General features: G+C 54.0%; 35 protein-coding genes. 4 read left to right on the forward strand and 31 right to left on the reverse strand.

Going from position 1 to position 24,165, the window contains the following annotated elements; genetic code table 11:
• Positions 1-11: 11 nt before the first annotated feature.
• The 13 genes from rplX to rpsJ form a co-directional block, all read right to left on the reverse strand.
• Positions 12-326: a 50S ribosomal protein L24 gene (gene rplX, locus GNG27_RS21245; RefSeq protein WP_003863287.1), complete on the reverse strand. Its 315-nt coding sequence runs from the start codon at positions 324-326 to the stop codon at positions 12-14.
• A gap of 10 nt (positions 327-336) precedes the next feature.
• Positions 337-708 (reverse strand): 50S ribosomal protein L14, encoded by a 372-nt coding sequence (gene rplN, locus GNG27_RS21250; protein WP_004160583.1) that lies wholly within the window; start codon positions 706-708, stop codon positions 337-339.
• A 165-nt stretch (positions 709-873) separates the two neighbouring features.
• On the reverse strand, positions 874-1,128 hold the full coding sequence (gene rpsQ / locus GNG27_RS21255; RefSeq protein WP_008503489.1) for a 30S ribosomal protein S17: 255 nt from the start codon (positions 1,126-1,128) through the stop codon (positions 874-876).
• Positions 1,128-1,319, reverse strand: a complete 192-nt coding sequence (gene rpmC, locus GNG27_RS21260; protein ID WP_032614707.1) for a 50S ribosomal protein L29 — start codon at positions 1,317-1,319, stop codon at positions 1,128-1,130. The genes rpsQ and rpmC overlap by 1 nt, the downstream gene beginning before the upstream one ends.
• Positions 1,319-1,729 (reverse strand): 50S ribosomal protein L16, encoded by a 411-nt coding sequence (rplP, locus tag GNG27_RS21265; RefSeq protein WP_002919759.1) that lies wholly within the window; start codon positions 1,727-1,729, stop codon positions 1,319-1,321. The genes rpmC and rplP overlap by 1 nt, the downstream gene beginning before the upstream one ends.
• Positions 1,730-1,741: 12 nt before the next feature.
• On the reverse strand, positions 1,742-2,443 hold the full coding sequence (gene rpsC / locus GNG27_RS21270; RefSeq protein WP_000529945.1) for a 30S ribosomal protein S3: 702 nt from the start codon (positions 2,441-2,443) through the stop codon (positions 1,742-1,744).
• 17 nt (positions 2,444-2,460) lie between these two features.
• Entirely contained in the window at positions 2,461-2,793 is a 333-nt protein-coding gene (gene rplV / locus GNG27_RS21275; RefSeq protein WP_002919773.1) for a 50S ribosomal protein L22, read from the reverse strand.
• A 14-nt stretch (positions 2,794-2,807) separates the two neighbouring features.
• Positions 2,808-3,086: a 30S ribosomal protein S19 gene (rpsS, locus tag GNG27_RS21280; protein ID WP_001138115.1), complete on the reverse strand. Its 279-nt coding sequence runs from the start codon at positions 3,084-3,086 to the stop codon at positions 2,808-2,810.
• A gap of 16 nt (positions 3,087-3,102) precedes the next feature.
• Positions 3,103-3,924 (reverse strand): 50S ribosomal protein L2, encoded by an 822-nt coding sequence (gene rplB / locus GNG27_RS21285; RefSeq protein WP_000301869.1) that lies wholly within the window; start codon positions 3,922-3,924, stop codon positions 3,103-3,105.
• Positions 3,925-3,941: 17 nt separating this feature from the next.
• Positions 3,942-4,244: a 50S ribosomal protein L23 gene (gene rplW / locus GNG27_RS21290; protein ID WP_004868363.1), complete on the reverse strand. Its 303-nt coding sequence runs from the start codon at positions 4,242-4,244 to the stop codon at positions 3,942-3,944.
• Positions 4,241-4,846 carry a 50S ribosomal protein L4 gene (gene rplD / locus GNG27_RS21295; protein ID WP_003031119.1) on the reverse strand — a complete coding sequence of 202 codons (606 nt, stop codon included), beginning with the start codon at positions 4,844-4,846 and terminating at the stop codon, positions 4,241-4,243. Before rplD ends, rplW begins: the two co-directional genes overlap by 4 nt.
• Positions 4,847-4,856: 10 nt before the next feature.
• Positions 4,857-5,486 carry a 50S ribosomal protein L3 gene (gene rplC / locus GNG27_RS21300; protein ID WP_016538466.1) on the reverse strand — a complete coding sequence of 210 codons (630 nt, stop codon included), beginning with the start codon at positions 5,484-5,486 and terminating at the stop codon, positions 4,857-4,859.
• A gap of 32 nt (positions 5,487-5,518) precedes the next feature.
• A complete protein-coding gene (rpsJ, locus tag GNG27_RS21305) occupies positions 5,519-5,830 on the reverse strand; it encodes a 30S ribosomal protein S10 (RefSeq protein ID WP_001181005.1) in 312 nt (103 codons plus the stop codon).
• 387 nt (positions 5,831-6,217) lie between these two features.
• Between rpsJ and GNG27_RS21310 the strand changes: the two genes are divergently transcribed.
• On the forward strand, positions 6,218-6,691 hold the full coding sequence (locus tag GNG27_RS21310; protein ID WP_156264760.1) for an A24 family peptidase: 474 nt from the start codon (positions 6,218-6,220) through the stop codon (positions 6,689-6,691).
• On the opposite strand, the gene bfr is transcribed toward GNG27_RS21310, so the two are convergent.
• The 11 genes from bfr to fkpA all read right to left on the reverse strand — a co-directional run bounded on the left by bfr (position 6,675) and on the right by fkpA (position 14,870).
• Positions 6,675-7,151, reverse strand: coding sequence for a bacterioferritin (gene bfr, locus GNG27_RS21315; RefSeq protein ID WP_142487331.1), 477 nt, complete (start codon positions 7,149-7,151; stop codon positions 6,675-6,677). The two genes, GNG27_RS21310 and bfr, sit on opposite strands and share 17 nt — an antisense overlap.
• 70 nt (positions 7,152-7,221) lie before the next feature.
• On the reverse strand, positions 7,222-7,416 hold the full coding sequence (gene bfd / locus GNG27_RS21320; RefSeq protein WP_003863268.1) for a bacterioferritin-associated ferredoxin: 195 nt from the start codon (positions 7,414-7,416) through the stop codon (positions 7,222-7,224).
• A gap of 177 nt (positions 7,417-7,593) precedes the next feature.
• A complete protein-coding gene (gene tuf / locus GNG27_RS21325) occupies positions 7,594-8,778 on the reverse strand; it encodes an elongation factor Tu (RefSeq protein ID WP_142487332.1) in 1,185 nt (394 codons plus the stop codon).
• A gap of 69 nt (positions 8,779-8,847) precedes the next feature.
• Positions 8,848-10,962: an elongation factor G gene (gene fusA / locus GNG27_RS21330; RefSeq protein ID WP_142487333.1), complete on the reverse strand. Its 2,115-nt coding sequence runs from the start codon at positions 10,960-10,962 to the stop codon at positions 8,848-8,850.
• A gap of 96 nt (positions 10,963-11,058) precedes the next feature.
• Positions 11,059-11,529, reverse strand: coding sequence for a 30S ribosomal protein S7 (rpsG, locus tag GNG27_RS21335; protein ID WP_004106370.1), 471 nt, complete (start codon positions 11,527-11,529; stop codon positions 11,059-11,061).
• Between the two features lie 96 nt (positions 11,530-11,625).
• Positions 11,626-12,000, reverse strand: coding sequence for a 30S ribosomal protein S12 (gene rpsL / locus GNG27_RS21340; protein ID WP_003023654.1), 375 nt, complete (start codon positions 11,998-12,000; stop codon positions 11,626-11,628).
• Positions 12,001-12,124: 124 nt separating this feature from the next.
• On the reverse strand, positions 12,125-12,412 hold the full coding sequence (tusB, locus tag GNG27_RS21345) for a sulfurtransferase complex subunit TusB (RefSeq protein ID WP_156264761.1): 288 nt from the start codon (positions 12,410-12,412) through the stop codon (positions 12,125-12,127).
• 7 nt (positions 12,413-12,419) lie between these two features.
• The gene (gene tusC / locus GNG27_RS21350) at positions 12,420-12,779 is read right to left on the reverse strand and encodes a sulfurtransferase complex subunit TusC (RefSeq protein WP_142487335.1); all 360 of its coding nucleotides are present in this window, start codon (positions 12,777-12,779) and stop codon (positions 12,420-12,422) included.
• Complete coding sequence (gene tusD, locus GNG27_RS21355; protein ID WP_142487336.1) at positions 12,779-13,165, reverse strand: sulfurtransferase complex subunit TusD; 387 nt, start codon at positions 13,163-13,165, stop codon at positions 12,779-12,781. Before tusD ends, tusC begins: the two co-directional genes overlap by 1 nt.
• Positions 13,165-13,887: a transcriptional regulator gene (locus GNG27_RS21360; protein ID WP_032614730.1), complete on the reverse strand. Its 723-nt coding sequence runs from the start codon at positions 13,885-13,887 to the stop codon at positions 13,165-13,167. Before GNG27_RS21360 ends, tusD begins: the two co-directional genes overlap by 1 nt.
• A 164-nt stretch (positions 13,888-14,051) precedes the next feature.
• Positions 14,052-14,870, reverse strand: a complete 819-nt coding sequence (fkpA, locus tag GNG27_RS21365) for an FKBP-type peptidyl-prolyl cis-trans isomerase (RefSeq protein WP_156264762.1) — start codon at positions 14,868-14,870, stop codon at positions 14,052-14,054.
• 236 nt (positions 14,871-15,106) lie between these two features.
• Here fkpA and GNG27_RS21370 point away from each other — a divergent pair, with 236 nt between their 5' ends.
• Positions 15,107-15,325 carry a protein SlyX gene (locus tag GNG27_RS21370; protein ID WP_156264763.1) on the forward strand — a complete coding sequence of 73 codons (219 nt, stop codon included), beginning with the start codon at positions 15,107-15,109 and terminating at the stop codon, positions 15,323-15,325.
• Positions 15,326-15,370: 45 nt separating this feature from the next.
• Here the strand turns inward: GNG27_RS21370 and slyD are convergent, their stop codons facing one another.
• The 4 genes from slyD to kefG form a co-directional block, all read right to left on the reverse strand.
• Positions 15,371-15,955, reverse strand: coding sequence for a peptidylprolyl isomerase (gene slyD / locus GNG27_RS21375; protein ID WP_032614736.1), 585 nt, complete (start codon positions 15,953-15,955; stop codon positions 15,371-15,373).
• 94 nt (positions 15,956-16,049) lie between these two features.
• Positions 16,050-16,250 carry a YheV family putative zinc ribbon protein gene (locus GNG27_RS21380; protein ID WP_039031545.1) on the reverse strand — a complete coding sequence of 67 codons (201 nt, stop codon included), beginning with the start codon at positions 16,248-16,250 and terminating at the stop codon, positions 16,050-16,052.
• An 11-nt stretch (positions 16,251-16,261) separates the two neighbouring features.
• The gene (gene kefB / locus GNG27_RS21385) at positions 16,262-18,067 is read right to left on the reverse strand and encodes a glutathione-regulated potassium-efflux system protein KefB (protein WP_142487340.1); all 1,806 of its coding nucleotides are present in this window, start codon (positions 18,065-18,067) and stop codon (positions 16,262-16,264) included.
• Positions 18,067-18,621, reverse strand: a complete 555-nt coding sequence (gene kefG / locus GNG27_RS21390) for a glutathione-regulated potassium-efflux system ancillary protein KefG (RefSeq protein WP_142487341.1) — start codon at positions 18,619-18,621, stop codon at positions 18,067-18,069. The genes kefB and kefG overlap by 1 nt, the downstream gene beginning before the upstream one ends.
• Before the next feature lie 121 nt (positions 18,622-18,742).
• Between kefG and GNG27_RS21395 the strand changes: the two genes are divergently transcribed.
• Positions 18,743-20,647, forward strand: a complete 1,905-nt coding sequence (locus GNG27_RS21395; RefSeq protein WP_156264764.1) for an ABC transporter ATP-binding protein — start codon at positions 18,743-18,745, stop codon at positions 20,645-20,647.
• Between the two features lie 15 nt (positions 20,648-20,662).
• A complete protein-coding gene (locus tag GNG27_RS21400; RefSeq protein WP_156264765.1) occupies positions 20,663-21,601 on the forward strand; it encodes a LysR family transcriptional regulator in 939 nt (312 codons plus the stop codon).
• On the opposite strand, the gene mdcH is transcribed toward GNG27_RS21400, so the two are convergent.
• Genes mdcH through GNG27_RS21415 form a run of 3 tightly spaced genes read right to left on the reverse strand, consistent with a single transcriptional unit; the run spans position 21,591 to position 24,069 of the window.
• The gene (gene mdcH / locus GNG27_RS21405) at positions 21,591-22,490 is read right to left on the reverse strand and encodes a malonate decarboxylase subunit epsilon (RefSeq protein WP_156264766.1); all 900 of its coding nucleotides are present in this window, start codon (positions 22,488-22,490) and stop codon (positions 21,591-21,593) included. The two genes, GNG27_RS21400 and mdcH, sit on opposite strands and share 11 nt — an antisense overlap.
• Positions 22,487-23,107 (reverse strand): malonate decarboxylase holo-ACP synthase, encoded by a 621-nt coding sequence (locus GNG27_RS21410; RefSeq protein WP_156264767.1) that lies wholly within the window; start codon positions 23,105-23,107, stop codon positions 22,487-22,489. The genes mdcH and GNG27_RS21410 overlap by 4 nt, the downstream gene beginning before the upstream one ends.
• Before the next feature lie 2 nt (positions 23,108-23,109).
• Positions 23,110-24,069 carry an AEC family transporter gene (locus GNG27_RS21415; RefSeq protein ID WP_156264768.1) on the reverse strand — a complete coding sequence of 320 codons (960 nt, stop codon included), beginning with the start codon at positions 24,067-24,069 and terminating at the stop codon, positions 23,110-23,112.
• Between the last annotated feature and the right edge of the window lie 96 nt (positions 24,070-24,165).

Genomic DNA, 24,165 nt, shown 5'->3' on the forward strand with positions numbered 1-24,165 from the left:
ACTACTCCAAATTACTTGATAGTTTCGCTGTTAGACTTGAAGAAACGGACTTTTTTGCCGTCTTCGAATCTAAAGCCTACACGGTCAGCCTTGCCGGTTGCCGCATTGAAGATTGCAACGTTAGAAACCTGAATTGCAGCTTCTTTTTCAACGATGCCGCCTGGCTGGTTCAGGGCCGGAACCGGCTTCTGATGTTTCTTAACCAGGTTGATACCTTCAACGACGAGTTTGCCGGAAGACAGAACATTTTTTACTTTACCGCGTTTACCTTTATCTTTACCGGTTAACACGATAACTTCGTCATCACGACGGATTTTCGCTGCCATGATTCGCTCCTTAGAGTACTTCTGGTGCCAGAGAGATAATTTTCATGAACTTTTCAGTACGAAGTTCACGAGTTACCGGCCCAAAGATACGCGTGCCGATAGGCTGCTCGCTGTTATTGTTTAAAATAACGCATGCATTACCATCGAAGCGAATGACAGAACCGTCAGGGCGACGAACACCCTTCCTGGTGCGCACCACTACCGCTTTCAGCACATCACCTTTTTTGACCTTACCACGTGGAATTGCTTCCTTGATGGTGATCTTGATGATGTCGCCTACGCCTGCGTAGCGACGGTGCGAGCCACCCAGAACCTTGATACACATTACGCGACGTGCACCGGAGTTGTCGGCGACGTTCAGCATAGTCTGTTCTTGGATCATTTCAGTGCTCCGCTAATGTCAACTACTACCTGAGACTCTAAAATCAGAGCCGTTAAAAAGCCCCATATCGAGGGCGCGGCATTATAACACCGCTTCTGCAATATGGGTAGAAAAAATAAACGGCTCATTGCTGAGCCGTTTATTCGTATCGAGAAGGCTACTCTATTACAGAACCGCTTTCTCTACAACGCGAACCAGCGTCCAGGACTTAGTCTTGGACAGTGGACGGCATTCACGGATTTCAACCTTGTCGCCGATACCACATTCGTTGTTCTCGTCATGTACGTGCAGTTTGGTCGTACGCTTGATGAATTTACCGTAGATCGGGTGTTTCACAATACGTTCGATAGCTACAACGATGGATTTCTCCATTTTGTCGCTAACAACACGACCTTGCAGAGTACGGATTTTATCGGTCATTACGCACCCGCCTTCTGAGTCAGTAAAGTCTTAACGCGTGCAACATCACGACGAACCTGCTTCAGCAGGTGAGTCTGTTGCAGCTGGCCACTTGCAGCCTGCATACGCAGGTTGAACTGCTCACGCAGCAGGTTCAGCAGCTCAGCGTTCAGCTCTTCTACGCTTTTTTCACGCAGCTCATTTGCTTTCATTACATCACCGTCTTAGTTACAAAGGTGGTTTTGATAGGCAGTTTCGCTGCTGCCAGGCCGAAGGCTTCACGGGCCAGCTCTTCCGGAACACCGTCCATTTCATACAGGACTTTGCCCGGTTGGATCAAGGCAACCCAGTACTCCACGTTACCTTTACCTTTACCCATACGAACTTCCAGCGGCTTCTCGGTAATTGGTTTGTCCGGGAATACACGGATCCAAATTTTACCTTGACGCTTAACTGCACGGGTCATAGCACGACGTGCTGCTTCGATCTGACGTGCAGTCAGACGACCACGGCCAACAGCTTTCAGACCGAAAGTGCCGAAGCTAACATCCGTACCCTGCGCCAGACCACGGTTGCGGCCTTTGTGCACTTTACGGAATTTTGTACGCTTTGGTTGTAACATCAGCGACGCTCCTTATTTACGGCCTTTACGCTGCTGCTTTTTAGGTTGAGCAGCCGGTTTTTCCGGTTGTTCAACAGCAGCCATACCACCCAGGATCTCACCTTTGAAGATCCATACCTTAACGCCGATTACACCGTAAGTGGTGTGCGCTTCAGAGGTGTTGTAGTCGATGTCAGCACGCAGAGTGTGCAGCGGTACGCGACCTTCGCGGTACCATTCGGTACGTGCGATTTCCGCGCCGCCCAGACGGCCGCTAACTTCAACTTTGATACCTTTAGCGCCCAGACGCATTGCGTTCTGTACAGCACGCTTCATAGCACGACGGAACATAACGCGACGTTCCAGCTGTGAAGTGATGCTGTCAGCAACCAATTTAGCGTCCAGTTCAGGCTTACGAACTTCAGCGATATTGATCTGTGCAGGAACGCCAGCGATATCCGCTACGACCTTGCGCAGTTTTTCTACGTCTTCGCCTTTCTTACCGATTACGATGCCAGGGCGAGCGGTGTGAATGGTCACACGGATGCTCTTAGCTGGACGCTCGATAACGATACGAGATACAGACGCTTTAGCCAGTTCCTTAGTCAGGTACTGACGTACTTTAAAATCGCTGTCCAGGTTGTCAGCGAATTCTTTGGTGTTCGCAAACCAGGTTGAGTTCCATGGTTTTACAATACCCAGGCGAATACCATTAGGATGTACTTTCTGACCCATTGCTAGTCTCCAGAGTCTCAGCGATCGGACACAACCACAGTAATGTGGCTGGTGCGCTTCAGGATGCGATCTGCACGACCTTTCGCACGCGGCATAATGCGCTTCATGCTTGGGCCTTCGTCTACGAAGATTTTCGCGACTTTCAGATCGTCAATGTCAGCGCCATCGTTGTGTTCAGCGTTAGCAATGGCAGATTCCAGTACCTTCTTAACCAATACCGCAGCTTTCTTGTTGGTATAGGTCAGGATGTCCAGGGCCTGCGACACTTTCTTACCGCGAATCAGGTCAGCAACAAGGCGAACCTTCTGAGCAGAAGAACGAGCATGGCGATGTTGAGCTAAAGTTTCCATCTCTTCCTCCTACCTTATTTCTTCTTCGCTTTTTTATCAGCAGCATGGCCGCGATAAGTACGAGTCGGTGCGAATTCACCCAGTTTGTGACCGACCATTTCGTCGGAAACAAAGACTGGAACGTGCTGACGACCATTATGGACAGCGATGGTCAAACCGATCATGTTAGGAAAGATCGTTGAACGACGGGACCAAGTGCGCAGGGGCTTCTTGTCTCCGCTTTCCACCGCTTTCTCTACCTTCTTCAGCAAGTGCAGGTCAATAAAAGGACCTTTCTTGAGAGAACGTGGCATGGTTTATCCTCTAATATTATTTGCTACGGCGACGTACGATAAATTTATCAGTACGCTTGTTGCTGCGGGTCTTCTTACCTTTGGTCTGAACGCCCCACGGAGTTACCGGGTGCTTACCAAAGTTACGACCTTCACCACCACCATGTGGGTGGTCGACTGGGTTCATCGCAGTACCGCGAACGGTAGGACGAACACCACGCCAGCGTGCAGCACCTGCTTTACCCAGAACGCGCAGCATATGCTCAGCATTGCCAACTTCGCCCAGAGTAGCGCGGCAGTCTGCTTCGACTTTACGCATTTCACCAGAACGCAGACGCAGAGTGACATAAGCACCATCGCGCGCAACGATCTGAACGTAAGTACCAGCGGAACGTGCCAGCTGACCGCCTTTACCTGGTTTCATTTCTACGTTATGAACGGTAGAACCAACCGGGATATTGCGCATCGGCAGGGTGTTACCTGCTTTGATTGCAGCATCAACGCCAGACTGAATCTGGTCGCCAGCTTTCAGGCCTTTAGGGGCCAGAATGTAACGGCGCTCGCCATCTTTGTACAGAACCAGCGCGATGTTCGCGGAACGGTTCGGATCGTACTCAAGACGCTCAACAACAGCTGGGATACCGTCTTTGTTGCGTTTAAAGTCAACAATACGGTAAGCCTGCTTGTGACCACCACCGATGTGACGAGTGGTGATACGGCCATTGTTGTTACGACCACCGGATTTGCTGTTTTTTTCAACCAGCGGAGCAAAAGGTTTGCCCTTGTGCAGCTCTGGGTTGACCACTTTAACGACGTGGCGACGACCCGGAGATGTCGGTTTACATTTAACAACTGCCATTGTATTACTCCTCCGACTTACTCAGCGCCGCCAACGAAGTCCAGGTTCTGGCCTTCTTTCAGGGTGACGTAAGCTTTTTTCCAGTCGCTACGACGACCGATACGCTGTCCGTGACGTTTAACTTTCCCTTTAACTACCAGGGTGTTAACGACTTCGACTTCGACTTCAAACAGTTTCTGCACAGCAGCTTTGATTTCTGCTTTGGTCGCGTCTTTAGCAACTTTGAGAACGATGGTGTTTGTTTTTTCCATCGCAGCAGACGCTTTTTCAGAAACGTGCGGTGCACGAAGCACCTTCAGCAGACGTTCTTCACGAATCATGCCAGCATCTCCTCAACTTGCTTAACAGCATCAGCAGTCATTACGACTTTGTCGAAGGCGATCAGGCTAACCGGGTCGATACCAGTCGCATCGCGTACGTCAACCTTGTGCAGGTTACGTGCGGCCAGGAACAGGTTCTCGTCCAGCTCACCGGTGATGATCAGCACATCTTCCAGAGCCATGTCTTTCAGTTTCTGTGCCAGCAGCTTAGTTTTAGGCGCTTCTACAGAGAAAGATTCGACAACGATCAGACGATCCTGACGTACCAGCTCGGACAGGATGCTTTTCAGCGCGCCGCGGTACATCTTTTTGTTAACTTTTTGACTGTGGTCCTGCGGGCGAGCAGCGAAGGTCACGCCACCGGAACGCCAGATCGGGCTCTTGATAGAACCTGAACGCGCACGGCCGGTACCTTTCTGGCGCCACGGCTTTTTGCCGGAACCAGTTACTTCAGCACGAGTCTTCTGAGCACGAGTACCCTGACGAGCACCAGCTGCATAAGCAACAACAACCTGGTGAACCAGCGCTTCGTTGAAATCACGACCGAAGGTAGTTTCGGAAACAGTCAGCGCGCTCTGCGCGTCTTTCAATACTAATTCCATTGCTATCCCCTTACGCCTTCACAGCTGGTTTAACGATCAGGTCGCTACCGGTTGCACCCGGAACTGCACCTTTAACCAGCAGCAGGTTGCGCTCAGCGTCAACACGTACTACGTCCAGGCTCTGAACGGTCACACGTTCGTTACCCAGCTGACCTGCCATTTTCTTGCCTTTGAACACTTTGCCCGGAGTCTGGTTCTGACCGATAGAACCCGGAACGCGGTGGGACAAGGAGTTACCGTGCGTGGCATCCTGAGTACGGAAGTTCCAACGCTTAACGGTACCAGCAAAACCTTTACCTTTAGAGGTACCGGTTACGTCAACTTTTTTAACTTCTGCAAACAGCTCAACGCTAATGTCCTGACCTACGGTGAACTCTTCGCCTTCAGCAAGACGGAATTCCCACAGACCACGGCCAGCTTCAACGCCAGCTTTAGCGAAGTGACCCGCTTCCGGTTTGGTTACACGGTTAGCTTTTTTAGCACCAGTGGTAACCTGAACGGCACGGTAGCCATCGTTAGCCAGGTCTTTAACCTGAGTAACGCGGTTTGCTTCAACTTCGATTACGGTTACTGGGATAGATACGCCATCTTCAGTGAAGATGCGGGTCATGCCCACTTTTTTACCGACTAAACCAATCATTGTATCAACCTCTCAATCGCTCGATGACCTGATTAACCCAGGCTGATCTGCACGTCTACACCGGCAGCCAGATCCAGACGCATCAGAGCATCAACGGTTTTCTCGGTTGGCTCAACGATGTCAACCAGACGCTTGTGAGTGCGGATTTCGTACTGATCACGCGCGTCTTTGTTAACGTGCGGAGAGATCAGAACGGTAAAGCGCTCTTTGCGGGTCGGCAGCGGGATCGGACCACGGACTTGCGCACCAGTGCGCTTAGCAGTCTCGACGATTTCCGCGGTTGATTGATCGATCAGACGATGATCAAACGCTTTAAGACGGATACGGATTCTTTGGTTCTGCATGAGACCAGAGCTCCAATTATTTTATAAACGAAAATGATTACTACTCAAACCCATTACGATTGATGGGAGAGTGTAACCGTTCTTACGTAGCCCCCCAATTGGGAGCATTGTTAGGCAACGAAAAACAGTGTTGCCCGGGTTCAGATTGAACCAGCTGTCAATTACGACAAGCCCGCGCATTATACGTAAATCTGGGCAGGACGCAAGCCCCGTTTAGGAAATAGACGGCACTGTTCAGTTTTGCGTGGCGGCTCGTAATTATTTCGTGATATTGCGGCGGCATGCCGATAGTCGGGAAGGCTTTACGCAGAGTTTTGTTTTGCGGTTTGTTTAACCTTACGGATTGAGTGGAGTATGACCGCACACATTATATAGAGGCCATGAACGATGCTCACTACCCTCCCCTTCCTGTTTGTCTACCTGGGTTTAACCTGTTTATTAGTCCGAGAGGATATTCGTTCGCATCTGCTTCCGGACAAATACCTCTGTCCCCTTCTCTGGGCAGGTCTGCTGTATCACCTCTGTCTTCATCCCGATTTCCTGACAAGTGCAGTCTTAGGTGCGATCGCGGGATATGCCGGCTTCGCGATTATTTATTGGGCTTATAAACTGATACGCAAACGAGAAGGGCTGGGATACGGTGACGTGAAATATCTGGGAGCGCTGGGCGCATGGCATGGCTGGTGTGTGCTTCCTGCTCTGGCATTATCGGCAGCCCTGCTGGCGACACTGTATCTTTTGATACTATCTCTGTTTAAACCCGGGGAACAGGTATTAAAAAACCCGCTGCCTTTTGGACCTTTCATGGCGGCAGCAGGTTTGATGACAGGTGGAGAAAGCCTGGTCAGCTTTCCACTTTAATCTGCGACTGGAGGTAATTTTGCAGGCCGATTTTACCGATAAGATCCAGCTCAGTTTCGAGCCAGTCGATGTGCCCTTCTTCATCGGCCAGGATCTGAATCATCATGTCGCGGCTGACGTAATCGTGAACGCTATCCGCATAAGCGATAGCTTCACGAAGATCTTTTGCTCCATCAAGTTCCAGCGCCAGATCGGATCGCAGCATCTCTTCGACGTCTTCACCGATACCCAGCTTGCCGAGATCCTGCAGGTTGGGGATCCCCTCAAGAAACAAAATACGCTCAATGTACTTATCGGCGTGTTTCATTTCATCAATGGATTCATGGTATTCAACATCGTTGAGGCGAGTCAGGCCCCAGTTTTTGAACATTCTCGCGTGGAGAAAGTATTGATTGATTGCGACAAGCTCATTTCCCAATAATTTATTGAGATAACTTATGATTTTAATATCACCTTTCATTATAGTCCCTCCGCTTCCACTTATTGAAGCGTAGATGGGGCTACAGGGATGTCAAAAAAAAGAACGAGCCTCAGGCAATCTCTTTGAATTCCGGGATCTGCATCAGTTCGTCCTGCATGATCTCACGGGCAGCGCGAACGCACTTACCGCATTGATTTCCCACTGGAACAAACTTACGCAGCTGCTGAAAAGATTGTGGTTGAAACTGGCGAACGGCCTGACGAATTTTTTTATCACTCACACCATTACATAAACAAACGTACATAACCACTCCCGTTCAAAATATGCGCAAAGTGTAAGTGAGAATAATTATGATTACAATAGCACAAGCGCGCAGATACGGGGCGGGGGCCAACAAAAAATGCGAAAATTTATGACAGGGAGAAGCGCCAGACAACAAAAAAGGACGCCGAAGCGTCCTTTTTAATTCAGGGATAATTAATTAGCCCAGAACTTTAGCAACAACACCCGCGCCAACGGTACGGCCGCCTTCGCGGATTGCGAAGCGCAGACCATCGTCCATTGCGATTGGGTGGATCAGGGTAACAACCATTTTGATGTTGTCGCCTGGCATTACCATCTCAACGCCTTCTGGCAGTTCGATGGTACCGGTCACGTCAGTAGTACGGAAGTAGAACTGTGGACGGTAGCCTTTGAAGAACGGAGTATGACGGCCGCCTTCGTCTTTGGACAGGATGTACACTTCAGATTCGAACTTGGTGTGCGGCTTGATGGAGCCTGGCTTAGCCAGAACCTGACCACGTTCGATTTCTTCACGTTTGATACCACGCAGCAGAACACCAACGTTCTCACCGGCACGGCCTTCGTCCAGCAGTTTGCGGAACATTTCAACGCCGGTACAGGTAGACTTGGCAGTCTCTTTGATACCAACGATTTCAACTTCTTCGCCAACTTTAACGATACCGCGCTCTACACGACCGGTAACAACGGTACCACGACCGGAGATGGAGAATACGTCTTCGATAGGCAGCAGGAACGGCTTGTCAATCGCACGCTCTGGTTCCGGGATGTAGGAATCCAGGTAGCCAGCCAGTTCGATGATTTTCTCTTCCCACTCTGCTTCGCCTTCCAGCGCTTTCAGCGCGGAACCGCGAACGATTGGGGTATCGTCGCCCGGGAAGTCGTACTGGGACAGGAGTTCACGAACTTCCATCTCAACCAGTTCCAGCAGCTCTTCGTCATCAACCATGTCGCATTTGTTCAGGAACACGATGATGAAAGGAACGCCTACCTGACGACCCAGCAGGATGTGCTCACGGGTCTGAGGCATAGGGCCGTCAGTCGCAGCAACAACCAGGATCGCGCCGTCCATCTGCGCAGCACCGGTGATCATGTTTTTAACATAGTCGGCGTGGCCCGGGCAGTCTACGTGTGCGTAGTGGCGAGTCGGGGTGTCATATTCAACGTGGGAAGTGTTGATGGTGATACCACGAGCTTTTTCTTCTGGTGCGTTATCGATCTGGTCGAAAGCACGAGCAGCACCGCCGTAGGTTTTTGCCAGAACGGTAGTGATTGCAGCAGTCAGGGTAGTTTTACCGTGGTCAACGTGGCCGATAGTACCAACGTTGACGTGCGGTTTTGTACGTTCAAATTTTTCTTTAGACACGGCTATATTCCTTACTATAGTGCTCTCCCCTTTGGAGAGAGCACGGGACTTAGGTTTTAATCCTGTGGATTATTTACCACGGGCTTCAATTACGGCCTGAGCAACGTTGTTCGGCGCATCATCATACTTCAGGAATTCCATGGTGTATGATGCACGACCTTTGGTCAGAGAACGCAGCTGAGTTGCATATCCGAACATTTCAGACAGCGGAACTTCAGCGTGGATCTTAACGCCAGTTACTTCAGATTCCTGACCACGCAGCATACCGCGACGACGGCTCAAGTCACCGATAACGTCACCGGTGTTCTCTTCAGGAGTTTCTACTTCAACCTTCATGATCGGCTCAAGCAGAACTGGTTTCGCTTTCTTAAAGCCTTCTTTAAAGGCGATAGAAGCAGCCAGTTTAAACGCCAGTTCAGAGGAGTCAACGTCATGGTAAGAACCGAAGTGCAGACGAACACCCATGTCTACTACCGGATAACCAGCCAGTGGACCAGACTTCAGCTGCTCCTGGATGCCTTTATCAACGGCAGGGATGTATTCGCCAGGAATCACACCACCTTTAATGTCGTTGATGAACTCGTAACCTTTAGGGTTAGAGCCCGGCTCCAGTGGGTACATGTCGATCACAACGTGACCATACTGACCACGACCACCAGACTGCTTAGCGTGTTTACCTTCAACATCGGAAACTTTCTGACGAATCGCTTCACGGTAAGCAACCTGAGGTTTACCTACGTTAGCTTCAACGTTGAATTCACGACGCATACGGTCAACGATGATGTCGAGGTGCAGTTCACCCATACCAGCGATGATGGTCTGGTTAGATTCTTCATCAGTCCATACGCGGAATGATGGGTCTTCTTTAGCCAGACGGCCCAGAGCCAGACCCATTTTTTCCTGGTCAGCTTTGGTTTTTGGTTCAACGGCGATAGAGATTACCGGCTCAGGGAACTCCATACGCTCCAGAATGATTGGGTGATCTGGGTTACACAGGGTGTCACCAGTAGTCACGTCTTTCAGACCGATAGCAGCAGCGATGTCGCCCGCACGAACTTCTTTGATCTCTTCACGTTTGTTCGCGTGCATCTGTACGATACGACCGAAACGCTCACGTGCAGATTTCACGGAGTTCAGGATGGTGTCACCGGAGTTAACCACACCAGAGTACACACGGAAGAACGTCAGGTTACCTACGAACGGGTCGGTAGCGATTTTGAACGCCAGAGCAGCGAACGGCTCATCATCACTTGCGTGACGCTCAGCCGGCGTGTCTTTACCGTCGTCCAGGATACCGTTGATCGCAGGAACGTCTACCGGGGATGGCAGGTAGTCAACTACCGCATCCAGCATCGCCTGAACACCTTTGTTCTTGAACGCAGAACCACAGGTTACCAGGATGATTTCGTTGTTCAGAACGCGCTGACGCAGAGCTTTTTTGATCTCTTCTTCAGTCAGTTCTTCACCACCCAGGTATTTTTCCATCAGCTCTTCTGAAGCTTCCGCTGCGGACTCGATCAGGTTCTGGTGCCATTCGTCAGCCAGGTCCTGCATGTCTGCTGGGATATCTTCGTAGGTGAAGGTAACGCCTGCGTCTTCTTCGTTCCAGTTGATGGCTTTCATTTTCACCAGGTCGATAACACCGGTGAAGCCTTCTTCAGCACCAATTGCCAGCTGCAGCGGAACAGGGTTCGCGCCCAGACGGGATTTGATCTGACCAACAACTTTCAGGAAGTTAGCACCCATACGGTCCATTTTGTTAACGAACGCGATGCGTGGAACTTTGTATTTGTTTGCCTGACGCCATACGGTTTCAGACTGCGGCTGAACACCACCAACTGCGCAGTAAACCATTACCGCACCATCAAGAACACGCATGGAACGTTCTACTTCGATTGTGAAGTCAACGTGCCCCGGGGTGTCGATGATGTTTACGCGATGCGGTTCATACTGCTTAGCCATACCAGACCAGAATGCAGTAGTCGCTGCGGAGGTGATGGTAATACCACGCTCCTGCTCCTGCTCCATCCAGTCCATGGTAGCGGCGCCGTCATGAACTTCACCGATTTTATGGTTTACACCGGTGTAGAACAGAATACGTTCGGTGGTAGTGGTTTTACCGGCGTCGATGTGCGCACTGATACCAATGTTACGGTAGCGTGCGATGGGTGTTGTACGAGCCATTTGATTCCTCGTTTATCTTTTTAGGCGTTCAGTTAAGTAACCCAAAGCGGGCTGCTTCGCTGAAGCGCCCGCCTGGTGACTAAGACTCCGAAGGGATTACCAACGGTAGTGTGCGAACGCCTTGTTGGCTTCTGCCATACGGTGAACGTCTTCACGTTTCTTAACTGCAGTACCTTTGTTGTCTGCAGCATCAGAAAGTTCGTTCGCCAGACGCAGAGCCATGGATTTATCACCGCGTTTACGAGCAGCTTCAACGATCCAACGCATTGCCAGAGCATTACGACGAACCGGACGAACTTCAACTGGAACCTGATAAGTAGAACCACCAACGCGGCGGGACTTAACTTCTACAGTTGGGCGAACGTTGTCGAGAGCGACTTCGAAAGCTTCCAGTTCATTTTTACCAGAACGCTGAGCCAGGGTCTCAAGCGCGCTGTATACGATTGCTTCTGCAGTAGATTTTTTACCATCTACCATCAGGATATTTACAAATTTTGCCAGCAGTTCTGATCCGAATTTCGGATCTGGAAGAATTTTACGCTGACCAATGACGCGACGACGTGGCATGGGAATACTCCGTTGTTAATTCAGGATTGTCCAAAACTCTAAGAGTTTAGTATGACATTAAGATAAATCAGTTTGGCCTTACTTAACGGAGAACCATTAAGCCTTAGGACGTTTCACGCCATACTTGGAGCGAGATTGCTTACGGTCTTTAACGCCGGAGCAGTCAAGCGCACCACGAACGGTGTGGTAACGAACACCCGGAAGGTCTTTTACACGACCGCCACGGATCAGGATCACGGAGTGCTCCTGCAGGTTGTGACCTTCACCACCGATGTAGGAAGTCACTTCAAAACCGTTAGTCAAACGCACACGGCATACTTTACGCAGTGCGGAGTTTGGTTTCTTAGGAGTGGTGGTATATACACGAGTACATACGCCACGTTTCTGCGGGCAGGCTTCCAACGCTGGCACGTTGCTTTTTGCAACTTTGCGAGCGCGTGGTTTGCGTACCAGCTGGTTAACTGTTGCCATTAAATAGCTCCTGGTTTTAGCTTTTGCTTCGTAAACACGTAATAAAACGCCCTCATACAATATGAGGACGCGAAATTTTAGGGCTACGTCGAAAAGGTGTCAAGAAATATACAGCGATCTCGCATCACCAGTTCATGTGACCGGTGTGCTGGACAGCCAGATTAACGAAATCAGTATAGCTAACCACGTTAATTTTGGTTGAAATTTGACCAGCAAGACCGCGGGCATCGATGTCATCTTTAAGCGCAGAGACAGAGATGGGGGCATTATTGAGAATATCAACAAAGCGGCTGCCTTCTACCGCCGCCAGGACCCCATCCTGGATCAACAGTAGAGCATCGCCTTCACGCACCATGCTTAACAGGCTTTCGATGTCACATTGCCAGGGAGAGTGGCTCAGGGTATGGAGCATGACGGCCTCAGAATGTCAGGATAGTGTCGAAGTGGGAGAGATGTTCACGCAACACCTCCGGCACAACCACCGTGGTGTCGAGAACAAAAGGCGTGTTTTCACTCAAACCGCGCCTCTGCAGGGAGGCAGCACAGACGTAAAACGTCTCGATGTCATACAGCGGCAGGACTTTAAAGGTCGCGATGTAGTCGCGCGCCAGCACAGATTGCGGCTGTTGCCCGGTAAGCAGTTGAAACACACCGTCGCCAATAAAGAAAACACCGATCTCCTCAGTAAGCGCGGAGGTCGCCAGTAATGCATCCAGCCCTTCCCTTCCGGCGGCACTACCATGAGGCGCAGAGGTAAAGACAAAAGCAACGCGGTTCATCAGAATTGCACCATTCGGTCGCAGGTTAATGCAGCTTCTGCCAGCGCCCCGAGGCCGCTAAGTGAAAAGCCGTCATTAAGATTGGCGGCAGGCAGGCCCAGACGCTGCGCTTCGTTCGCATCGCTCACGCCGCGACGCAGCGCAGCCGCCACACAGATGTGCAGCGCAACGCCGTGCTGCTGGTTTAGCGATTGCCATGCACGCACCAGGTCAAACTCATCAGAGGCGGGTGACGTCAGCTGGTTGGCGTTATAGACGCCTTCCCGATAAAAAAAGACGCTGACCAGTTCATGTCCTGCTGCAAGCAGCGCGCGCGCAAACTGCAACGCACTGCTGGCCTGCTGCGTACCGTAAGCCGGGCCTGTCACCATTAACGCAAAACGCATTACTTCTCATGCCCCAGGAAATCGCCGCTTTTGAACTGACGGATATAGAGATACACCGTATGTTTGGAAATATTGAGACGATCGGCTACCTGGTTAATCGCATCTTTGATATCGAAAATGCCTTTTTCATAAAGGTTAAGCACGATCTGGCGGTTCTTGGCATTGTTAGACACATTGCGATCGGCATTCACCTCTTCGATGGTGAACTCCAGCGTCTGGGTGACAAGATCCTCAACCGAGGAGGCAAAGTTAACGGAAGAGCCGACATCCGGGGTTTCTGGCGGAATGAAGGTGTTCATGATCTGGGAGAACGGTACATCGAGGTTCATGTTGATGCACAGCAAACCAATCACCCGATGGTCGCGGTTGCGGATAGCAATCGTCACGGACTTCATCAGGACACCGCTCTTCGCGCGGGTGAAATAACATTTTGAGACGCTGCTGTCCGCGCCGGTCATGTCGTGCAGCATACGCAGTGCAAGGTCGGTGATTGGCGAGCCAATTTTACGGCCAGTATGCTCACCATTGGCAATGCGGATGGCAGAACATTTCAGATCTTGCAGGGAGTGCAATACGATTTCGCAGTGGGACCCAATGAGCATCGCTAACCCGTCCACTACCGCTTCGTAGGATTTCAGAATATCGAAATCGGTCTGATCGAAAGGACGTTGATCCAGCAGATCAAGTTCGCTGGTTTCGTTGGTTAAAAGCGACCTGGTCATGAAAAAAACACTCCTTTTCAGGAGCCTGTCGGTAGGTTTTCAGGGCAGGCTCATTATTTACACGGGCAACTAAATTAATACAGCGTAGGTAGCGCTTCCAGTGTTAATTATATCTGCACCATAATAAAAAAACCGCCGCTTCAGAGGCGGCGGTTGTTACCGATTTACTTCTTGGTGGCTTCAGCAGGCGCTTCTGACTTCGCGTCCGCCTTGGCATCCGCTTTTGGCGCTGGCTTGATATCCAGTAGCTCTACGTCAAATACCAGCGTGGAGTTAGCCGGGATACCCGGGACGCCAGTTTTGCCGTAGGCCAGATCCGGTGGGATGACCAGCTTGATTTTACCGCCTTTCTTGATGTTCTTCAGGCCTTCAGTCCAGCCAGGGATAACACCGTCCAGACGGAAGGAGAGCGGCTCACCACGGGTGTAAGAGTTATCGAACTCTTTACCGTCGGTCAGGGTACCTTTGTAGTTTACGACAACGGTATCGCTGTCTTTCGGTGCGTCGCCGGTACCTTCTTTCTCTACTTTATAGACCAGGCCAGTAGAAGAGGTTTTAGCGCCTTTCTCTTTAGCGAAAGCTTCACGGTAGGTTTTGCCTTTCGTTTCGTTTTCAGCCGCGTCTTTCTCCATCTTCTCCTGCGCTGCGCCTTTCACGCGCGCTTCGAAAGCCTGCAGAGTTTGCTCGATTTCCTGGTCTGACAGTTTGCTCTTATCAACAAACGCATCCTGAACACCGGCGATCAGCTGAGTCTGATCCAGTTTGATGCCCAGTTTTTCTTGCTCTTTCAGAGAGTTTTCCATGTAACGGCCCAGAGATGCGCCCAGCGCATAGGCTGACTTCTGGTCGTCATTTTTGAACGCCGCAGAACTGTCAGCTGCCGCAGCAGGCTTCGCCGCGGTATCGGCAGCGAAAGTCAGCGGCGCATGCAGAGCGACAGCCATCGTGGTCGCCAGCAGCGTTACTTTAAACAGTGATTTCATCCATTTCTCCAGGGCCGGGGACTCTCACCCCGTATTAAGCGTAAATGAGAAGCGTACTATAAAACGTTGAGGAACAAATCTACAGGTAGACACCCCTGATTAGCACCACATTTCAGACTATTTTTGTTTAAATTAGTTTCGCAGCAAGGGGATGTTTACTGCGCGCGCGGATAATCTCGGGTAAAATCCGCCGCCGCCAGCCCCGAACGGGGTAAACGAGACCAACGAGGTGAATCATGCAGAATACAGATATGGAAGCACGACTGGCTGAGCTTGAAAGCCGCCTGGCTTTTCAGGAGATCACCATCGATGAGCTGAACCAGACCGTGACGGCCCACGAGCTGGAGATGGCAAAGCTGCGGGATCTGCTGCGTCTGTTAACCGAAAAAGTAAAAGCGTCGCAGTCATCGCACATTGCGTCGCAGTCGGAAGAGACGCCACCGCCCCATTATTGAGACGTAAAAAAAGCGGGATATTCCCGCTTTTTTTAAGCCTGAATCTTAGTGGCAACCGCAGCCGCCATTACCGCAACCGCCTTTACCGTGGTCGTGACCATGGTCGTGATCGTGGCCGTGACCGCCGCAGCAGCCGTCGTGACCATGATCGTGGTCATGACCGTGCGCACCGTGAACGTGGCCGTGAGCCAGCTCTTCTTCAGTGGCTTCGCGGATAGCAACCACTTCAACGTTGAACTTGAGGTTCTGGCCAGCCAGCATGTGGTTACCATCAACCACAACGTGGTCATCTTCAACTTCAGTGATTTCTACTGGAACCGGGCCCTGGTCGGTTTCCGCCAGGAAGCGCATGCCAACCTGCAGTTCGTCAACGCCCATGAACACGTCTTTAGGAACGCGCTGCACCAGGTTGTCATCGTACTGACCGTAAGCGTCGTTCGCGCCTACAGCAACGTCAAATTTGTCGCCAACTTCGTGACCGTCCAGCGCGTTTTCCAGACCGGAAATCAGGGAACCGTGACCGTGCAGGTAGTCCAGCGGCGCACTCACCGGAGACTCATCAACCAACACACCGTCTTCTGTACGTACCTGATAGGCCAGGCTGACCACCAGGTCTTTTGCTACTTTCATGATATCTCCTGAGCGTGGGAAAATTGCTGGCGCAGATTGTAACGGAAATCTGCACCCGTGTACCCTTTAGCTTAAAAAAACTCAGGGCATATCGCTAGTCCGGATGAAAAATCCCGATCACTTGCTCTTCCTTGCGAACATGCTCGCGAGCCTCTTTGTCCGCTTCACGCATCTGGTGCCCGCACTTAACACACTCAACAATATCGATATTGTTCTCTCGCCACATGGCCAGGGAATCCTGCGCCTGGCAGGCCGGGCATTTCGCACCGGCGATAAAGCGTTTACGTACCGCCATTCTCCACCTCGTTATTCAAATTCATCCCAGCCGTCCAGCTGTCGACGCTCCTGCTGCATCTCACGCTGGAAGATCTCTTCCAGCTCGCGGCGCGCTTCCCGTACCCGGGAAATTTGCACCGTATCGGTATGCACCGGCATCAACTCGCGCAGCATCATCATATCCAGACGGCGAAAGTGTAACTGCGCGCGCTGGGCCTGATGCGGATGCATACCCAGCGTCACTAACGTTTTGCGCCCCAGCTCCAGCGCACTGGAGAAGGTCTCGCGGGTGAATTGCTTCACCCCGGCCTGAAGCAGTTCATGCGCCTCTACACGCCCGCGCGCTCGCGCCAGGATGTGCAGATGGGGAAAATGCTGCTGGCAGATCTGCACCAGCTTCATGGTGTCTTCCGGCTCGTTACAGGTGATAACGATCGACTCCGCCGCCTCTGCGCCAGCAGAGCGCAGCAGTTCGACTTGGGTGGCATCACCGTAATAGACTTTGTAACCGTACTTCCGCATCAGGTTAACCGCGCTGATATCGCGCTCCAGCACCGTCACACGCTTTTTGTTCGCCATCAACAGGCGACCAATTACCTGACCAAAACGTCCGAAGCCCACCACAATCACCTGCGGTTTGTCATCGTCCACCCAAGGCGCTTCATGCTCATCGTCAGCAGCATTAATACGGCGCGACAGGCGCTTATCAATCAGCTTCATCAGCAGCGGCGTGGTCATCATCGACAGCGTGACGGTCACCAGCAGCAACGCCATCTGATCATGCTGAAACAATCTCTGGGACGATGCTGTGGAGAAGAGCACAAAAGCGAACTCTCCCCCCTGACTCAGCACCCCGGCGAGCTGCGCGCGCTCCGGGTGCCGCAGGCCGTATACCCGCGCCAGCCCGTACAGCACCAGCATTTTAACGGCGATCAGCACCGCCACGCCCAGCACCACGGCCAGGATATGGGTATAAAGCACGCCCAGGTTCAACGCCATACCGACCGAGATAAAGAACAGCCCTAACAGCAGCCCTTTAAACGGATCGATGGCGATCTCCAGCTCATGCCGGTACTCGCTCTCCGCCAGCAGTACGCCGGCAATAAAGGTTCCCAGCGCCATCGACAGCCCCAGCGCATCCATAAACAGCGCCGAGCCTAACACCAGCAGCAGCGTGGCCGCGGTAAACACCTCCCGTACCCCGGACGCCGCAATAAAGCGGAACACCGGACGCAGCAGATAGCGCCCGCCCACCAGCATGCCGGCAAACGCCAGCACCTTCATGCCGATTTTCATCCAGTCGAAATGTTCGTCGCCTGAGCCCGCCAACAGCGGAACCAGGGCCAGCGCCGGGATCACCGCCAGATCCTGAAACAGCAGCACCGAGAAACCCAGTTGCCCCGCCTCATTACGGTTCATGCCCTTATCGCGCATCAGCTGCAGGGCCATCGCGGTGGAGGACATCGCCAGCCCGATCCCGCCCACTACCGCTGCCTGCCATGAGAAATGGTCCAGCATCAGCAGCCCACCAAGGATCACCGCGCTACCGATCACCTGTGCGGCGCCCACGCCGAAGATGGAGCGCCGTAGCTGCCAGAGCTTCGCCGGATTCAGCTCCAGGCCGATAATAAACATCAGAAAGACGACGCCCAGCTCCGAGAAGTGCAGGATTTCGTCCACATCACTGATAAATCCCAGCCCCCAGGGGCCAATGGCGATACCCGCCAGCAGATAGCCGAGCACCGCGCCAATACCCAGTCGCGCAGCCAGCGGCACCGCCACCACGGCGGCGAGCAGAAACAGCACTCCCGCCAGTAACAGATCGGAACCTTCCATCAGCGGCCTCCCGTCAGATTGGGTGCAGCCAGCCAGGCGCCGTAGGCTTTGGCATGGCTGGCCAGCTCATCCTGATGCTGCCGACGCGCCCAGTAGATAACGATCGGACTCAGCCAGTGCATGCGACACATGGCCGCCGTCAGCTCGAACGGGCGCAGGATATCGTTCATTGAGTAGCGGTTAAGCCCATCGTGGCGATACGCGCTCTCCGGCTCGCCGGTAGTAATGACGTTCCGCCAGTACTTTCCCGCCAGCTGGTTTCCTCCCGGGCCACTGGCAAAGCCGCGGCTCAGCACGCGGTCCAGCCACTCTTTCAGCAGCGCCGGGCAGCTGTAGGTATAAAGCGGATGCTGGAACACGATGACGTCGTGCTGGCGCAGCAGCTCCTGCTCATGAGGGATGTCGATAAAAAAATCGGGGTAGTGCGCGTAGAGATCGTGCACCGTCACATTACTGAGCTGTAATGCCGGCTGGAGCAAAACCCGGTTGGCGACCGAGTCCTGCGACTCCGGATGGGCATACAGCAGCAGCACTTTTGCTGTCTGGGACATCATTCCTCTCCCGGGTCGTCATCACTGTTATTTTGGGCTACCATGGCACACCCACGCGGCGCGTGGCGGCACATTTAACCTGATTATAATGACAACTTAACATAGTCGGAACATACGGCGCTCTATGATTGTTTTCTCCTCATTACAAATTCGTCGCGGCGTACGCGTCCTGCTGGACACCGCTACAGCCACCATTAACCCGGGCCAGAAAGTGGGCCTGGTGGGCAAAAACGGCTGCGGTAAATCCACGTTACTGTCATTGCTGAAAAACGAGATCGGTGCCGACGGCGGTAACTTTACCTACCCTGGCAACTGGCAGCTGGCCTGGGTAAACCAGGAGACGCCTGCCCTGAGCGTACCGGCGATGGACTATGTTATTGACGGCGACCGGGAGTACCGCAAGCTGGAAGCCGAACTGCACGCCGCCAACGAACGTAACGACGGCCACGCGATTGCCACCGTCCACGGCAAACTCGACGCTATCGACGCCTGGACCATCCGCTCCCGCGCCTCCACGCTTCTGCACGGGCTGGGTTTCAGCAATGAACAGCTGGAACGTCCGGTCAGCGACTTCTCCGGTGGCTGGCGTATGCGTCTCAACCTGGCCCAGGCGCTGATCTGCCGTTCCGATCTGCTCCTGCTCGATGAACCGACTAACCACCTCGATCTCGATGCCGTTATCTGGCTGGAGAAGTGGCTGAAAAGCTATCAGGGCACTCTGATTCTGATTTCGCACGACCGTGACTTCCTCGACCCGGTGGTGGACAAAATTATTCATATCGAACAGGAATCGATGTTCGAATATACCGGCAACTACAGCTCCTTTGAGCGCCAGCGCGCGGTGCGTCTCTCCCAACAGCAGGCGATGTACGAAAGCCAGCAGCAGCGGGTGGCGCATCTGCAAAGCTTTGTCGATCGCTTCAAGGCCAAGGCCTCCAAAGCCAAGCAGGCCCAGAGCCGCATCAAGATGCTGGAACGGATGGAGATGATTGCCCCGGCACACGTCGACAACCCGTTCCACTTCAGCTTCCGCGCCCCGGAAAGCCTGCCCAATCCACTGCTGAAAATGGAAAAGGTCAGCGCCGGCTATGGTGACCGCATCATTCTCGACTCGATTAAGCTCAACCTGGTTCCGGGCTCACGTATCGGTCTGCTCGGGCGCAACGGTGCCGGTAAATCGACCCTGATTAAGCTGCTGGCGGGCGAGCTGGCCCCGGTCCGCGGGGATATCGGTCTGGCGAAGGGCATCAAGCTGGGCTATTTCGCCCAGCATCAGCTGGAATTTTTACGCGCGGATGAATCGCCGCTGCAGCACCTGGCGCGTCTGGCCCCGCAGGAGATGGAGCAGAAGCTGCGGGATTACCTGGGCGGCTTCGGCTTCCAGGGCGATAAAGTGACCGAGAAGACCGAGCGCTTCTCCGGCGGCGAAAAAGCCCGTCTGGTGCTGGCGCTTATCGTCTGGCAGCGCCCGAATCTGCTACTGCTCGATGAACCAACTAACCACCTGGATCTGGACATGCGCCAGGCGCTGACCGAAGCGCTGATTGAGTTTGAAGGCGCGCTGGTTGTCGTTTCGCACGATCGTCACCTGATCCGCTCCACCACCGACGATCTCTACCTGGTACACGACAGTAAAGTTGAGCCTTTCGACGGCGATCTGGAGGATTATCAGCAGTGGCTGACGGACGTGCAGAAGCAGGAAAACCAGCCGGAAGAGGCAGCGAAAGAGAACGCCAACAGCGCCCAGGCGCGTAAAGACCAGAAGCGCCGCGACGCGGAGCTGCGCACGCAAACCCAGCCGCTGCGTAAAGAGATCACCCGTCTGGAAAAAGAGATGGAGAAGCTCAACGCCACGCTTGCCACAGTTGAAGAGAAGCTGGGCGACAGCGGGCTGTATGACCAGACGCGTAAAGCCGAGCTAACCGAATGTCTGCAGGTGCAGGCCAAAACCAAATCCAGCCTTGAGGAGTGCGAGATGGCCTGGCTGGACGCACAGGAACAGCTCGAAGGGATGCTCCAGAGCGACTAACCCGGGAGAGGGGCAATGATACCGGACCTGACCAGCGAGATTACCTTCCGCAAACTTAGCATCTTCATGACCTTTATGGAGACGGGCAATATCGCCCGTGCCGCTGAGGTACTGAACCTCAGCGGGGTCAGCGTCCATCGTGCCCTGCACACCCTGGAAGAGAACGTCCGCTGCCCGCTGTTCACCCACAAAGGCCGGAATCTGATCGCCCTGCCCGCCGCCTGGACGCTGCTGGAGTACTGCCAGGAGGTGATGCAGGTGATGGAGCGCGGGCTGGAAGAGGCGCGTAAAACGGCCGGCATCGGCCAAGGCCGTCTGCGGGTGGGGACGCTCTACTCTCTGACGCTCGAAACGGTGCCGCAGTTGATTATGGGCATGAAGCTGCGTCGCCCGGATCTGGAGATGGATCTCACCATGGGATCCAACGACACCCTGCTGCATATGCTGGATGAAGGCTCGCTCGATGCCATTCTCATCTCAATCTCCGAAAGCGAAATTGACCGTAACAACCTCGAAGTGCTGCCCCTGTTCCACGATGATATCTGTCTTGCCGCCCCGGCCTCGGCGCAGCTCAATACCGACGAGCTGGCAGATCTACGCGACTATAAGGACCAGAAGTTTGTTGCTCTGGCTGAGGGCTTCGCCACCTACACGGGCTTCCAGGAGGCGTTTCATATCGCCGGTTTCGAGCCGGAGATCGTCACCCGGGTAAACGATATTTTTTCGATGCTGAGTCTGGTGCAGGCGGGGGTGGGCTTTACGCTGATGCCGGGCAGGATGAAAAAGGTGTATGAAAACTCGGTACAGCTGTTAAAGCTGGCCCAGCCTTATCAAATGCAGCAGCTGATCGCCATCGTCTTTGCCCGCAACCGCGAGCAGGATCCGAGCCTGCGGGCGCTGGCGGCGGAAGGCCGCATGTACGCCCGCCGCCTTGAGCAGAACGCTACGCCTTAAGACGCCGTGCGAGATGCACCGCGACGTCGATGCCGCTGCGCTCCAGAGAGACAGACTCCCCTTCCCAGGCCGCCTGACGCGTCAGACAGGTGAGCACACCGCCGGGTGGCATCTCAATCGCCAGCCGCGCTTCACGCTCGTTAGCGGCAATCACCGCCTCCTGCCAGCGCACCGTCCGGGCCATGTTCATGGCCAGGTCATCAGCTATTTTCTCAGGCTGCCAGAGCACGCGCCCGGTACTGCCGCTCAGATAAGCGCAGCGGGGGCGAGAGAGCGTGACCCGGCTGAAGGCCGCGACCAGTTTTTGCGCCGGTTCAGCCAGCAGTTCGCAGTGCGACGGGACGCTTACCGTCAGACGGCGGGCTTTATTGGCCCCTTTCGCCAGCGCGCGCGCCGCCACTTCCGCCATGCCGTCATCGGCACCGGCGATCACAATCTGCGTCTCGGCATTCAGGTTGGCAATATAGGTGCCGGTGCCTTCCATCAGGGTTTCGACCTGCGCAAGGGTTAACCCCATAATCGCCGTCAGGCCGTAGCCCTGCGGATAAGCTTGCTCCATCAGATCGCCACGCAGGGCCACCAGCTTCAGGGCATCAGCAAAATCGAGCGCCCCGGAGATGACCGCCGCAGGGTATGCGCCGATAGAGAGGCCGCTGACGATATCCGGCGCCACGCCGCGACGCGCCAGCTCACGCGCCCAGGCGACGCCCGCGATCAACAGCGCCAGCTGTACCGCGCGGGTGTGCTGTAGCGCCGCCGGGGAGTCCAGCGCATCCACTTCACTGGCGCCCAGCACTTCACGCGCCTGAGCCAGCTCGGTTCCCGGCAGGTTTTGCAGCATACCGGGATGCTGCGTCCCCTGACCTGGAAAGGTAAACAGGATCTTCATTGTTCCTCCCATGCCCAGGGGTTCGCCGTCAGGCGCGGCCCCCGGTCGGTTTTCAGCAACGTTTTTCCATCACGTAGCCATTCGTTGAGCGCAAAGCCGCCCAGCGGCGTCTCGACCTGGGTATCGGCCCGGCAGAGCGCCCCCTCAAGCTGTGACTGCCAGCTGAGTAACACCGTACGCGAAAGCGGCTGCGGCGCGCGGATCAGCAGATCGAGATCGCTGTCGGCGTGGATCACCGCAATGCCGGTTGCAAGCGCATAGCCGGTGCTGCCGGTGATGCCCCATGTCCAGGGCCACGAGGTGCGGGAAAGCTGTACCGCCACCTGAACCGGTGGCTGAGTGATAAAGGGCGAGCGCAGCAGACTCTCTTCTGCGCTCAGCTGTTCGGGGGAGACGATACGGGCAATCTGGTGGGGGTTAACCCAGCCCGCCGCGCGCTGATCGCGCTTAAGGCCACGTACCCCGACCGGTATACGCCCGTTACCATCAACATCACGCCGCACCACTACCGGCAGCCCGGTATGCCAGGCCGTATCCACCCAGGACTCGTGGATATCCTCCAGCGCATCACGTGTGGTCAACCAGATTAAGTCGTGCGGGCGTAATGTTGTGGTCATGATTACATTCCTGAAGTCAGAGAGATAAACAGCGGCAGCGACAGGATACACAGGACGGAGCTTAACAGCAGCACGGCTTCCGCATCCGGCGACTGTACGCCAAAGCGGTTACCAAACACCACGCCGAAGAAACCGGCAGACAGGGCAATCATCAGGATCGCGGTGATGGCCACTGAACCGTGCAGACCGAATACCAGCACGATGCCCCAGGCAATCGCTGGCTGAATCAGCAGCTTGGTGATGGTCGCGCTAATCACCATGGTGTTGATCTGCAGCTTACGGGCCGACAGGATCACGCCGGTCAGGAACAGCGCTGCCGCAGTTGCTGCCAGGCCGAGCGGTTTAATCGCTGCCAGCACCAGGTCCGGCATTTTGATGCCAATCGCGGACAGAATCACACCCAGCAGCGGGCCCATCACGATTGGTTTCTTAATTGAGCGCCACATCAGCACCGGCAGCATCGCCAGGGTAGAGCCACTGTTTGTGCCTTCCGCACGCGCTTTTTCGCGTTCCAGAATCAGCAGACAGAACGGCGTCATCAGCACGGAGCCACAGGCGATTGAGACCGCCACGGAGAGCGAGGTCGCAGAGCCTTCACCCAGCACGCTGCCCAGAATCGGCAGGCCCAGCGCCGCATAGTTCGGCAGCGCCACGGTCAGGGTTAGCACGGCGGCATCCTGCGGGGACTTTTTGAAAACTTTGGTGGCGAGGAAGTAGATGGCCGCATAGGTTATCCACATCGCCAGGGTCAGGACCAGGATCAGCGGCGACTGGGCAATGATACCTGTCCAGGGCGTTTGCACCGTGGCGCTGAACAGCGCGGCGGGCAATGCAAAATCCATCACGAAGATATTAAGCAGAGACACATTTTTGTTATCCACCATTTTGGCTTTACCGGCCCAGAAGCCGAGCAGCATGATGACAAAAATGGGTGCAAGGGCATGAACAATCACATAAGTCATAAATCACCTGTAAAAAAAGAAGTTTAAGCACTGACGCGATGGTTATTATTTTCAGGATGCAGGTTCCCTCGTGGGCGCAACGGGTGCGCCCACGGG

The organism is Leclercia sp. 119287, assembly GCF_009734485.1.
GTDB lineage: Bacteria > Pseudomonadota > Gammaproteobacteria > Enterobacterales > Enterobacteriaceae > Enterobacter > Enterobacter adecarboxylatus_C.